At 69.0% G+C, this 11,872-nt stretch carries 15 protein-coding genes; 5 read left to right on the top strand and 10 right to left on the bottom strand.

The genetic code is table 11. The annotated features are described in order from the left end of the window. Positions 1-30: 30 nt before the first annotated feature. Complete coding sequence (locus CU254_RS05410; protein WP_009073508.1) at positions 31-723, bottom strand: alpha/beta fold hydrolase; 693 nt, start codon at positions 721-723, stop codon at positions 31-33. Positions 724-808: 85 nt separating this feature from the next. Continuing rightward, complete coding sequence (locus CU254_RS05405; protein ID WP_009073506.1) at positions 809-1,573, bottom strand: helix-turn-helix transcriptional regulator; 765 nt, start codon at positions 1,571-1,573, stop codon at positions 809-811. Between the two features lie 86 nt (positions 1,574-1,659). Between CU254_RS05405 and CU254_RS05400 the strand changes: the two genes are divergently transcribed. Beyond that, positions 1,660-2,424 (top strand): sulfite exporter TauE/SafE family protein, encoded by a 765-nt coding sequence (locus CU254_RS05400; protein WP_037712634.1) that lies wholly within the window; start codon positions 1,660-1,662, stop codon positions 2,422-2,424. On the opposite strand, the gene CU254_RS05395 is transcribed toward CU254_RS05400, so the two are convergent. Beyond that, positions 2,417-2,773 (bottom strand): ArsC/Spx/MgsR family protein, encoded by a 357-nt coding sequence (locus tag CU254_RS05395; protein WP_009073502.1) that lies wholly within the window; start codon positions 2,771-2,773, stop codon positions 2,417-2,419. The two genes, CU254_RS05400 and CU254_RS05395, sit on opposite strands and share 8 nt — an antisense overlap. A 111-nt stretch (positions 2,774-2,884) precedes the next feature. Between CU254_RS05395 and CU254_RS05390 the strand changes: the two genes are divergently transcribed. Then, positions 2,885-3,418, top strand: coding sequence for a GNAT family N-acetyltransferase (locus CU254_RS05390; RefSeq protein ID WP_037712631.1), 534 nt, complete (start codon positions 2,885-2,887; stop codon positions 3,416-3,418). Between the two features lie 572 nt (positions 3,419-3,990). On the opposite strand, the gene CU254_RS05380 is transcribed toward CU254_RS05390, so the two are convergent. Then, a complete protein-coding gene (locus tag CU254_RS05380; protein WP_009073497.1) occupies positions 3,991-4,626 on the bottom strand; it encodes an FMN-dependent NADH-azoreductase in 636 nt (211 codons plus the stop codon). 85 nt (positions 4,627-4,711) lie between these two features. Between CU254_RS05380 and CU254_RS05375 the strand changes: the two genes are divergently transcribed. Both CU254_RS05375 and CU254_RS05370 read left to right on the top strand, forming a co-directional pair. Continuing rightward, complete coding sequence (locus CU254_RS05375; protein ID WP_037712629.1) at positions 4,712-5,188, top strand: MarR family winged helix-turn-helix transcriptional regulator; 477 nt, start codon at positions 4,712-4,714, stop codon at positions 5,186-5,188. A 16-nt stretch (positions 5,189-5,204) separates the two neighbouring features. Beyond that, complete coding sequence (locus CU254_RS05370) at positions 5,205-6,794, top strand: DNA polymerase domain-containing protein (RefSeq protein ID WP_009073493.1); 1,590 nt, start codon at positions 5,205-5,207, stop codon at positions 6,792-6,794. Here CU254_RS05370 and CU254_RS05365 read toward each other — a convergent pair. Together CU254_RS05365 and CU254_RS05360 are read right to left on the bottom strand one after the other, a co-directional pair. Further along, positions 6,685-8,085: an MFS transporter gene (locus CU254_RS05365; protein ID WP_009073491.1), complete on the bottom strand. Its 1,401-nt coding sequence runs from the start codon at positions 8,083-8,085 to the stop codon at positions 6,685-6,687. The genes CU254_RS05370 and CU254_RS05365 overlap by 110 nt on opposite strands. Positions 8,086-8,170: 85 nt before the next feature. Further along, entirely contained in the window at positions 8,171-8,728 is a 558-nt protein-coding gene (locus CU254_RS05360; protein ID WP_009073489.1) for a helix-turn-helix domain-containing protein, read from the bottom strand. A 42-nt stretch (positions 8,729-8,770) separates the two neighbouring features. Between CU254_RS05360 and CU254_RS05355 the strand changes: the two genes are divergently transcribed. Further along, positions 8,771-9,292, top strand: coding sequence for an arsinothricin resistance N-acetyltransferase ArsN1 family B (locus CU254_RS05355; protein WP_199785805.1), 522 nt, complete (start codon positions 8,771-8,773; stop codon positions 9,290-9,292). Here CU254_RS05355 and CU254_RS05350 read toward each other — a convergent pair. The 4 genes from CU254_RS05350 to CU254_RS05335 all read right to left on the bottom strand — a co-directional run bounded on the left by CU254_RS05350 (position 9,289) and on the right by CU254_RS05335 (position 11,856). Then, positions 9,289-10,278 (bottom strand): hypothetical protein, encoded by a 990-nt coding sequence (locus tag CU254_RS05350; protein WP_050788117.1) that lies wholly within the window; start codon positions 10,276-10,278, stop codon positions 9,289-9,291. The genes CU254_RS05355 and CU254_RS05350 overlap by 4 nt on opposite strands. Further along, positions 10,275-10,838: a hypothetical protein gene (locus tag CU254_RS05345; RefSeq protein WP_158687990.1), complete on the bottom strand. Its 564-nt coding sequence runs from the start codon at positions 10,836-10,838 to the stop codon at positions 10,275-10,277. The genes CU254_RS05350 and CU254_RS05345 overlap by 4 nt, the downstream gene beginning before the upstream one ends. A gap of 84 nt (positions 10,839-10,922) precedes the next feature. Next, on the bottom strand, positions 10,923-11,219 hold the full coding sequence (locus CU254_RS05340; protein WP_037712625.1) for a DUF6204 family protein: 297 nt from the start codon (positions 11,217-11,219) through the stop codon (positions 10,923-10,925). Position 11,220: 1 nt separating this feature from the next. Then, positions 11,221-11,856, bottom strand: coding sequence for a TetR/AcrR family transcriptional regulator (locus CU254_RS05335; RefSeq protein ID WP_009073479.1), 636 nt, complete (start codon positions 11,854-11,856; stop codon positions 11,221-11,223). Between the last annotated feature and the right edge of the window lie 16 nt (positions 11,857-11,872).

The following is an 11,872-nucleotide window of genomic DNA, read 5'->3' as shown; positions in this document are numbered from 1 at the left end:
CCGGAGCGGACGAGCCGCACCGCGTCAAGATCACTGGGCGGCAGCGCGCAGGATCAGCTCCGCGACCGCCTCCGGCTGCGAAACCAGCACCGCGTGCGAAGCGTCCGCCACCTCGACCACCTCCGCCTCCGCGCGTTCCGCCATGAAACGCTGCGCCGCCGGCGGGATGTTCTTGTCCGCGGTCGGGATCAGGCTGTACACCGGCAAGTCCTTCCACGCCGGAGCGGGCGAGGCCTCGTCCAGGGCCGCCGCGGCGATCGGGCGCTGGCCCGCTGCCATCAGGCCGGCCTGCGCGGCCGGGACGTCGGCTGCGAACTGCTGGCGGAACAGGTCCTGCCGGACATAGAGGTCGACGCCGTTCGACAGGGCGACCTGCTCCAACGTCTCCCCCAGCGTCCCGCCGGGGAACTTCCCGGCCAGCTCACCGGCACTTTCGCCCTCGTCCGGAAGGAAACCGGCGATGTACACCAGCGCCCGTACCCCGGGATGGCCCGCCGCGGCGGCCGAGATCACCGAGCCGCCGTAGGAGTGGCCGGCCAGGACGATCGGGCCCTCGATGCTGTCCAGCAAAGACCGCACGTAGGCGGCGTCTTCGGCGACTCCGCGCAGCGGGTTCGCCGCGGCGAGCACCCGGTGCCCGGCCGCCTGAAGCCGCTCGGTCACCCCGTTCCAGCTGGACGAATCCGCGAACGCGCCGTGCACCAGAACGACAGTGGCAGTCATGGGGTCCTCCTCAGAGAAAGTTCCGGACGATGCCAACTGTACAACTGAATTGTGCACAATCAGATTGCGTCCTATGAGATCCGGGTCACTGCTCCCGATAGGACCGCGGCGGGGCGCCGAGCAGGCGGCTGAACATCGTCGTGAAGGCGGCGGGGCTTTCGTATCCGAGGGTGGCGGCGACCTCGGCGACCGGAAGGTCCGAAGCCAGCAGCGGGAGCGCGTGCAGCACACAGGCCCGCTCCCGCCAGCGGGCGAAGCTCAGGCCCGTTTCGGCGCGGAAGAGCCGGTGCAGCGTCCGTTCGCTGACATGCAACTCCTCGGCCCAGCGCGCGGGCGGATCGTGCACATCTGGGGAGTCCGAAAAGGACTGACACAGGGCGCGCAAGCCCTCGTGCCGCGGCCACGGGAGGTCGAGCGGCAAGGGCACGCAGCGGGAGATTTCATGCAGCAGAAGGGAAATCAGCGTCGCATCACGGCCGCGGCGAGGGTATTCGGGCGCGACGTCCACAGCTTCCCGCAGCAGTTCCCGCAGCAGGGGCGAGACGTCGACGGCCTGGCAGCGGCGCGGGAACCACGGCACGGCGGACGGTTCCAGATACAGACTGCGCGTGGTCACGTTCGTCATCACGACGCTGTGGTCGGTCTCCGGCGGAATGAGCACCGCGCGTCGCGTTGGGACGGTCCAGGTTCCGTCTGCCGTCCCGACACGCATGGAACCGGTGGCACCGTAGAGGAATTGCGCGCGGCGATGGCGATGCGGCGGCAGGAAGTGCTCCGGCGGGTAGTCCGTGCTGATCGCGAGCACGGCCCGCGGCAGGGCGTCGACCTCGGACAACGGGACGTTGCGCATGCCTCCAGCGTAGATGTCCGATCCTCGAAAGAACCTGGCGAATCTTCGGATGCGCGCCGCACCTGGCAAGACCTACCTTGAAGCCAGTGTTGACCTCGATCCTGATTCTTCTGCTCTTCGGCTGCCTCAGCGGCGTCACGACCGTGCTGTTCGGGTTCGGCGGCGGATTCGTCACCGTGCCGGTGGTCGCGGCGGTCACGAGCCGCGGCGACGCGATGCATGTCGCCGTCGCGACGTCCACCGCGGTGATGGTGGTGAACGCGGTCAGCGCGACCGTCGTGCAAGCCCGGGCCGGACGGCTCCGTCGCGACTACCTCTGGCCGCTCGCCGCGTTCGTCGCTCTCGGTGCCGTGGCGGGTTCGGTGGCCGCGACCTATGCCGGGGACGGACTGTTGCGCGTCCTGTTCCTCGCTTACCTGGCGGTGACCATTGTGGACAGTCTGGCGCGCGGCGGATTCCTTAAACCGCAAGGAGAACCCAAGCCGTTGAGCATGTTCACGACTACCGCGGGCGGGGTCGGGATCGGTGCGGTGGCGAGCTTTCTCGGGGTAGGCGGCAGCGTTATGACAGTGCCGTTGCTGCGCCGCAAGGGCCTGCCGATGGCGGACGCGGCCGCGATGGCGAATCCGCTCAGCGTGCCCGTCGCGGTCGTCGCGACGGCGGTTTACGCGACGGCGGGCGGCGGACCGTCCGGGTATCTCGATCCCGTCGCGGGCCTGACGCTGCTGGCCGGTTCGCTGCCGACGATCGCGCTCGTCCGGCGGGTCGCCGACCGGTTGCCGGACAAGGTGCACGCCGTCGCGTATGTGGTGCTGCTGGCGGCCGCGCTGATCGCGGTCGCGGTCAGCTGAGCACGGAGCGGACGGTGTCCTCGTCGCGGGCGACGACCGTGGTGCCGTCGTCGGCGGTGATGATCGGGCGCTGGATCAGCTCCGGGTGCTCGGCGAGCGCGGCGATCCACCGTGGACGGTCCTCCGGCGTCCGCGACCAGGATTTCAGCCCGAGTTCACCGGCGATTTTCTCGCCGGTGCGGGTGATGTCCCACGGGTCGAGGCCGAGCCGGTCGAGCACCGCGACGAGTTCCGCCTCGGTCGGCGGGTCCTCCAGGTAGCGGCGCACGGTGTACTCCGCGCCGGCCTCGTCGAGCAGCGACACCGCCGAGCGGCATTTGGAACAACGCGGGTTCACCCAGATCTCCACCGGCGCAGTTTAACGCGCCGCCATATCGGGCGGAGTCCTTGGCGGACAAGAGCCTTCGATGCGTCCTGGATCACCTGCCCGGACCGGGTGGAACGGGCGTACCGTTCGTACATGACCCTGCCGCTGACCACCGAACGTCTCGTGATCCGGGACTGGACGGCTGACGACGCCGAAGCCGCGTTTCAGATCTACGGCTCCGCTGACGTGACGCATTGGCTGACTCCCGCGATGGACCGGGTCGCGGACGTCGCCGCGATGCGGGCCGTGTTGCAGGCCTGGCAGGAGGCGCAGCCCAATTTGATCCCGCCCCGGGGACGGTGGGCGGTGGAGACGCGGGCCGATGGCCGGGTCGTCGGGGGGCTGGGGATTCGGTTGCTGCCTCCTTATCGGGAGGATTTGGAGTTGAGCTGGCAGTTGCGGCCTGAGGAGTGGGGGCACGGGTACGCGACCGAGGCTGGGCGGGCGTTGGTGGAGTGGGCGTTTTCCCAGGACGGGACGGATGAGTTGTTCGCGGTTGCCCGGCCGGGGAATTCCCGGGCTATCGCTACTGCGGAGCGGATTGGGATGCAGTGGGTGGGGGAGACGGTCAAGTATTACGGGTTGAGGCTGCAGGTTTATCGGGTTCGGCGGGGGGATGTGGTTTGAGTTCTTCCGGTGGGGTTTCGGCTCGTCGCCCTGGGGGGCGACATTGCCGTTCCTTGGGTTGCGTGGGGCACCCCGAAGGTTGATTGTGCTGACGGTTCGGGGGTGCTTGTCAAGGCGGGAAAGATGCCTTGACAAGCACCCCCGAACCGCAGAGAGGCTTCGTATCGGGGTTGGGGAAGGTCTGGGTGCCCCCGGTGTTTGGGTGCACTGGCTGCGGTTTTTTGCGCGACTCGGGTGTCAGTGCGTTGAGCGGAGCGGCGTGCGGGTAGCGGGGAGCGCCCCAATGTGGCATTGGGTGCATGCGACGCACCCAATGTGGCGTTCGGTGCGTCAGACGCACCCAATGCCACATTGGGGGATCTCGGCGGGGTCGGCGGGGAGCGGTCCGTGAAGGGCTCCTTGAGGGAATTAGATTCCCTCAAGGAGCCCTTCACGTCCGGCGGGAGGGTCGTGAGGGGAACCCTGAGGGACTCAGAGTCCGTGAGGGTTCCCCTCACGGCAAGGCTGGCGTATCCGGGTGGGTTATGAAGGGATCCTTGAGTTCCTCAAGGGAGCCTTCACATATTGAGGGGTCAGCGGGTGGCGCCGGCGGGGGTCCAGAGGGCGTCGATTTCTCGTTCTGCTGCGGCCAGGCTTTCCGCGGCGTGCGGGCGGAATTCGGACAGGGCGGGGTTGACCTCCGCCATGGTGAATTCCGCGGTGATGAAGCGCGGTTCCAAGCCGGTCAGGGAGAGGCCGTGCGGGAGCCAGCCTTCTGCGTGGTCCCAGCCGTGGCGTGGGGTGCCTTCTCCGTAGCCTCCGCCGCGACTTGCCAGGACCAGGAGTTCTCGGCCGGCCCCCAGCACTGACGGGTCGTCGCCTGCAGAGGCGATCAGGCGGTCTACCCAGGCTTTCACTGAGCTGGGGGCTCCGTAGTTGTAGAGCGGCAGGCCCAGCACCACGGTGTCCGCGGCCAGTACTTCCGCTACCAAGTCTTCGCCGATTCGGGCGGCTTCGCGGTGGGCTTCGGTGTGTTCCGTCGCGGGGGTGATTCGGGCTTCCCAGGCCAGGGGGTCCAGGTGCGGCACTGGGTTCGCGCCCAGATCTCGGTAGGTCACCGTCCCGTCTGGATGGGCGGTTCGCCACGCCTGGGCGGCCCGGGCGCTGAGTTTGCGGCTGACCGAGCGGGGGCCGTTGATGCTGGAGTCGAGGTGCAGCAGGTGTGCCATGTCGATGACCGTCCGTAGATGGTTTGTGTAGGACAAACCATTTATAGCACGGCAGCTACCCCGGCTGTCTCGTAGAATGGACACCATGGCTCCGCTGCCGCTCGTCGCCCAGGCTCCGCGCAGGTCTGGTGCGTTGCTCGAGCACTTCGCGCGCCGCATCCGGCTGCGTGCGGAGAGCGTGCTCGCTCCGTTCGGGCTGCGGCCTCGGCACTTGATCGCGCTGACCGTCCTCCAGACTCGCGGTTCCAGCACCCAGCAGTCCCTCGCGCGGATCCTCGAGATGGACAGCACCAACGTCGTCGGCCTGCTCAACGACCTCGAGGCCGACCAGCTGATCGAGCGGCGGCGTTCGCCGGAGGACCGCAGGCGGCACGTCGTCGTGCTCACCGATCGGGGGGCGAAGGAGCTGGCCCGGGCCGAGGCGGCGCTCGCGGCCGTCGAGGACGAGGTGTTCGCGGCGCTCGATCCCGACCAGCGTGAGCAGCTCTACAACTTGCTGTTGCAAGCGGCTTCCGGAACGGTCGACAGCAGCTCCTGCACGGAGGAGCCACCGACCTGCTGACGGGAGGGGCTAGCTGATGGACGGCGCCGCCGAGAGGCTGGCGAAGTACCGCGCGATGCGCAACTTCGCGAAGACCGACGAGCCGGCCGGCGCGAACGCCCCGCAGGAACCTGGCTACCGGTTCGTCGTCCAGCGGCATCGGGCGCGGCGGAAGCACTACGACTTCCGGCTCGAGCTGGGCGGCGTGCTGGTCAGCTGGGCGGTGCCGAAGGGGCCGACGCTCGACCCGAAGGCGCGGCGGATGGCCGTGCACGTCGAGGACCATCCGCTGGAGTACGCCGATTTCGAGGGGGTGATCCCGCGCGGCGAGTACGGCGGCGGCGACGTGATCGTGTGGGACCGCGGACGCTGGGAGCCGGTCGACACCGACGATCCCGAGCAGGCGCTCGCGGACGGGAACCTGCACTTCGACCTGTACGGCGAGAAGCTGGCCGGGCGCTTCGTGCTGATCCGCCCCAAGAAGGACGACGACGGGAAGCAGTGGTTTCTGCTGCACAAGCAGGACGACCACGCCAGCCCGGGCTGGGACGCCGAGGACCATCCGAAGTCGGTGAAAAGCGGGCTCACCAACGACGAGATCGCGGCCGCTCCCCCGGCGTTGTGGCGCAGCGATCTGCCCGCGACCGAAGCGGAAGTGCCGTTGCACGCGATGTTCGAGCCAGCGTCGGAGGACGAACTCAACGCACTGCACGAGCTGGGCAAGCAGGGCACGTGGACGGTCGCCGGCCGGCAGTTGAAGGTCACCAATCTCGACAAGACGCTGATCCCCGGCCGCGACGGCGAAGCGCCGATCACCAAACGGGAACTGATCGAGTACTACACCCGGATCGCGCCGACGATGCTCCCCTACCTCGCCGGCCGCGCGCTCAACACCAACCGGTTCCCCGGCGGGGTCGGCAAACCCGGGTTCTGGCACAAGGAAGTGCCCGACCACGCGCCGGAATGGCTGCACCGCTGGAATTACGAAGGGGCCGACCCCGGCGACGTGCACCACTATCTCGTGCCGTCGGGCGTCGCGGACCTGGCCTGGCTGGCCAATTTCGCCGCACTGGAACTGCACGCCTGGACGTCGCGCACGTCCGACGTCGAGCATCCGACCTGGCTGCTGTTCGACATCGACCCCGGTTCGGAAACGTCGTTCGACGACGTGCTCGCGCTCGCCCGGCTGCACCGCACCGCGCTCGACCACTTCGGGCTGATCGGGCGGCCGAAGACGACCGGGCAGCGCGGGATCCAGATCTGGGTGCCGATCGAACCGCGGTACACGTACGCCGACACCCGGGCGTGGGCGGAAACCGTGTCGAAGTCGATCGGCAAGATCGTGCCGGACCTGGTGAGCTGGGCGTGGCACAAGGACCGCCGCGGCGGGCTCGCGCGGCTCGACTACACGCAGAACGTGCTGAACAAAACCCTCGTCGCGCCGTACAGCGTGCGGCCGAGGCCGGGGGCGCCGGTGTCCGTCCCGCTGGAGTGGGACGAACTCGACGACCCCGACCTCACTCCGGATCGGTGGACGATCCGGACGGTGCTCGATCGCGTGGCGAAGGCGGGAGATCCGTTCGCGCAGCTGCTCGACGTGCACCAACGCCTGCCGCAGCTGTCGTGAAAATCCCCGCCGCGGCCACGACGGCGAAGCCGATCAGCAGGTAGCGCGCGGAGGTCACCATCGACGGCGCGCCGAGGTTCACCAGCAGACCGGCGATCGAGGCGCCGAACGCGGTCGCCATCGTGAGCACGGTCGCGATCGCGGCCGCTGCTCGCTGACCGCTGGCCATCGCGGCGACCGACAGGTGCGGCATGGCGATACCGATCCCGGTGCCGCCGACGAAAAGGACGACCAGCCACGCCAGTACCGAGGCGTTTTCCTGTTGCAGCAAGGCAAGTACGACGAACGCGCCAGCCAGCAGCGTCGGTCCGGCCAGGCAGAGCACCCGGACGCGACGGGCCGACGAGCTGACGATCTGCCCGGCGGACCAGCCGAAGGACAGCGCGGCGGAGAAGAAACCCGCTGCGGCAGGCGGCAATCCGCCGAGGTGCTGGCCGAACAACGGCAGGAACGACTCGACCGAGACCCCGGCGGCGAGACACATGATGGTCAGGTAGATCCACCGCAGCGGCGAGCCGGATGCGTAGGTTTCCGCGGGCAGCACCCGAACCGCGGCGCGCTTCTCGACCAGCAGAAACGCTGCGATGAAACCGAAACCGAGCACGATGAACGCGGCCATCGCGACGACGTTGGTCAAGATTCCGGCGACGCTCACCGCCCCGACCGCACCCACGACGGCCACCAGCGCGAAGGTCGGCACCGGGGCCGACTCACCGCTCCGTTCACTGCGCGGAAGCGCCCGCGGCACCAGCGCCGCGATCACCACAGCTGCGACGGCCAGCACGACAAAAGCCACCCGCCACGAACCGAATTGCGCGAACAACCCGCCGAGCGCCGGACCGACGAGGTTGCCGACGCCGAACATCGCGGAGATCAACGCGCTCCCCCGCGCCCACAAATGGTGCGGCAGCGCCGAATGAATCACCGCGAACCCGAGTCCGGTCAGCAATCCGGCCCCCAGACCCTGTACTCCGCGACCAGCCAGCAGCACCGGCATCGCCGGGCTAACCGCGCACACCACCGAGCCCGCGGCGAAAACGCCGAACCCGAGGTAGTACGCCGCCGCGTTGCCGAGCCGCGCGAGCGCCCGGCTGACGAACATCGTCGCGACGACCTGCGCGACCAGGAACGCCGTCATGTTCCACGCGTAGAGCCGCTCCCCGCCGATGTCGGCGACCGCGGTCGGCAAAAGGCTGGCCGCCACATAGATGTTGACCGCGCCGACGAGCACGCCGCCGGCCAGCACGACCGCGGTGCTGAAATGCGCTCCCAATTCGCGCCACGAACCCACTTGCTTCTCCTCCCGGATGCTGGTGCGGTCGCATCATGTCCGGGCGGGAGACCCCGGTAATCAGACAATTCCGGCGTGAACTGAGTCACACTTTGGTGAGCACCACCAGATAGCGGCACGGCTGGGTTCCAGGGTTCTCGTAGGCGCAATCGACCGGACGGCCCAGCTGAAGACAGTCGCCCTCGGCAAGTTCGTGCACGACTTCGCCTTCGTGGAACCGCAACTGGCCGGACAGCACCCAGACCTGGTGCTCGGCGAAGGCGTAGGAACTGGCCGGAAACCCGGCTTTCGCACCGGGCGGCAGCTCGACTTCCACCAATTCGGTCGCGCCGTGCCCGGGTGGCGAGACCGCGCGGCGCACGTAGCCGGTGACCGGATCCTGCCAGGTCGGCTGGTCTTCGCGACGCGCGAGACGGCGGTCGTCGCCCTCCGCGCGGGCGATGAGTTCGGACAGCGTCAGCCCGAGCGCGGTGGCGAGCCGGCTCAGCAGGACGGCCGTCGGCTGCGCTTCGCCGCGTTCGATTTTCCCGATCATGGCACGGGAAACTCCGGAACGTTCGGCGAGCACGCCAGCGGACAGCGCACGGTCCTGCCGAGCTTCGCGCACCGCCGCGGCGAGCGAAACGGAGAGGGGATCGGTCACAGTGGTCGACTATAGCAGCGGATTGTGTCTACTATCGTGGACATGTTGATCCGAGCTGCCGAAGAACGGGACGCCGAGGCGTGCGCGGCGATCTACGCGCCGTACGTCCGGGACACCACGATCAGCTTCGAGACCGAACCGCCGACGCCGACGGAAATGGCCGCGCGCATCGCGAAGGCGACGAAGTCGTACGCGTGGCTGGTGCTGGAAATGGACGGCTCAGTGGTCGGATACGCGTACGGCAGCCCGTACAAGGAGCGCGCGGCTTACCGTTGGTCGTGCGAGGTGAGTGTCTACCTGGCGCAGGACCGCCGACGCGCGGGTGGCGGAAAAGCCTTGTACGAAGCCCTTTTCGCCCGGCTCGCCGAACGCGGCTTCCGGATGGCCGTCGCCGGGATGACCCAGCCGAACGAGCCGAGCGTCGGGCTGCACAAGGCAATGGGCTTCGAACTCATCGGGACTTGGCGGCGGATCGGCTGGAAACACGGTGCCTGGCGCGACGTCACCTGGATGCAGCGAGAACTCGTCCCGGCCTCGGACGACACCCCGGAGGAACCGCGTTAGTCCACGCCGAGGTCCAGTTCCTCGATGTCGTGCTCCAGCCGCGCGCGCCAGGACCATTTCGGTTCGGTCCAGTCGGTGTCCGACGGCGGCGGCTCCCCCAGCGGCAGCGCGGGATCGACCACGCCGTGCGTCACCCGGTAGGCCAGCGCGGACGTCGCTGCCCGGATCCACTTGTCCCCTGCCGCACCGGACGGCGGCGCGACTCCGAACGCGTGCGTGAACCACACCGGCAGCAGCGCGCTCGACCCGATCGCGTCGGTGATCCGCTCGCGCAGCCGCGAATGCAGCTCCTCCCAATCCCGTTCGCACTTCTCGATCTGCGGCAGCACCCGGGTCCGCGTCACCTCGTCCGCGGCCAGAACCTGGTGCGCCGCTTCGGCATCCTGCTGCGCGGCGGGCAGCTGACGATCCAGGACACCGCGCCGCCGCGCGACCACCTCGGGCAGTCGCGCCTCCGCGTCGTCCCGTTCCGGCGTGCCGCGTTCGGCTTTCGCCAGCACTTCCAGCACCGCGATGAGCGCTTCTTCGCTCTGCGCCAACGCTTCCCGCGCCTTCGGCAGCCGCGCGACGTCCTCTTCGTACGGTCGGCGCTGGCTCGGCGTGAGCAGCTGCGCGGCGAGGCTGTGCCGCCGCTCCGCCTCCGCGGCGAGCCGCCGTATCTGCGGGCCGACGTCCTCCAGGTCGACCACCGGGACCTTCTCCGACACCCGCACCGCGCGTTCGAGCACCAGCAGCCGCTGCCGGAGCCGTTCGAGCTGGCGGGCCGTGTGGTCCAGCCGGGTTTCGTGCCGGGAGTGCGTTTCGGTGAAGGACTCGACCGTCTCGCGCAGTTCGGAAAGCTCGCGGACAGTGCGGTTTTCCAGATCCTCGACGGTCTCTTGCATACCGCCGACCGTGTCGGTGAGGGCAACGAGTTCCGGATCGGCCTCCGGGACTTCCTCGGCCGGGTAGTACTCGGTGTCGCGGTAGTACTCGGAGTAGGTCACCGCGCCTCCCGCACGAGGAACGCCACGGTCGCCACCGTGGTGAGCGCGGCCAGGATGACCACGATCAGCTGAGCAGTCGGCGCGACCCCGATGAGCGCGACCGCGGTGAAGATCGCGGCGAGCGCCCCGCTGTACGCAGCGCGCTGCCGCCGGTTGACCATCAACGGCGTCGGCCCGAGCGGCCCGAACGCGATCCGCAGACCGGCGCCCAGCAGCGGCAACGCGAGCAGCAACCAGATCACGTTGAGCGCGCCGAACAGCATCATCGCCCCGCTCACCATCCCGACCGCGACCGGCGCGACCGCCAGGTACAACGTCGTCCGCTGCACCTTCCCGCGCTTCGCTTCCAGCCGGGCGAGCCGCACCTGCTCGACGGCGACGTCGACCTCTTTCTCGGTGCGCAGCAGCGCCTCCGCCCGCTCGACCAAGGCGTCGAGCGTCTGCGTGCGTTCGTCGTCCGCCTGGTCCGGCAGCTGCGCCAGACCCGCACGAAGCTCGCGGCGGAGCGCGGACGCGCGCGCCATCACGTGGTCGCGCTGGTCCTCGGCAGGCGTAGTCACCTCGCCACTGTAGGTACGAAGCGGGCCGAACCCGGGGAACGACGCGACTTCGGCCGGTTCCAGTCAGCGGCGCAGCAGGTCTCACTAGCGGTTCTTGCGCCGGATCTTGATCGCCCGCAAGTCGGTCACCGCGTAGTTGAGGTCCCGGTACGGCAGGCCGTGCGCGGCCAGCGCGGCGGTCGCGCCGTCTTTGGCCGCGCGTTCGTCGTCGTCCGGGCCGGCCGGGACCTGGCAGCGGAAGGTGAATGCCGTCGCGTTGACGTCGTGCGTGAAGGTGCCTTCCTCGGTGAAGGCGACGTCGGTCTTGGCGTCCAGCACGCGGCGAGCATCCTCGTCGAGAGCGTCGAATTTGCCGCGGATGAGCACGCGAAACGCGTCCATGTCAGGTGTCCTTCCGGGTCGCATAAGTCAGTACTTGTTCGCTGAGCAGGCCTTCCACCGCGTCGAGGAGCGTCAGCGCCGCCTCCGCGATGTCGTCCGGCTGCTCTCCGGCGACGGTGCGTTTGCCGATCTCGCCGTACAGCAGGCTGTGCACCCAGCCGATCTGCGCGGCGACCAGCCCGGGCACCGGATCCCCCGGCGCCGCACCGGTTTCCGCGGTCAGCAGATCGGCGAGTTCGGCGACCATCTGCTCGCCGAGGTCCCGCAACCGGGCGGCGAGCGTGGGCGCGGCCAGCATCATCGGCAGCACCCGGCCGAATCCCGGGCTGAGCCCGACCGTCCGCGAGCGCTGCCGGATCTCGCCGCGCAGGCGGTCCAGCACCGCGCGGGCCGCGGACACCCCCTGGCCCCGCGCCGCCACGATCTCGGCCAGCCGCCCCGCGGATGCCTCGGCGGGCGGCAGCACCAGGTCTTCCTTGACGCGGAAGTGGTTGTAGACCGTGTTGACCGCGACGTCGGCGGCCTCGGCCACCTCGGCGATCGTCACCGCCTCGAATCCGCGCTCGACGAACATCCGCAGCGCGGTTTCCACGATGCGCCGCACCGTCTCCTGCTTCTTCCGCTCTCGAAGTCCCACGCCGGAAAGTGAAGCA

Source organism: Amycolatopsis sp. AA4, from assembly GCF_002796545.1.
Classification (GTDB): Bacteria; Actinomycetota; Actinomycetes; order Mycobacteriales; family Pseudonocardiaceae; genus Amycolatopsis.
This window is presented reverse-complemented; position numbering and strand designations above follow the sequence as displayed.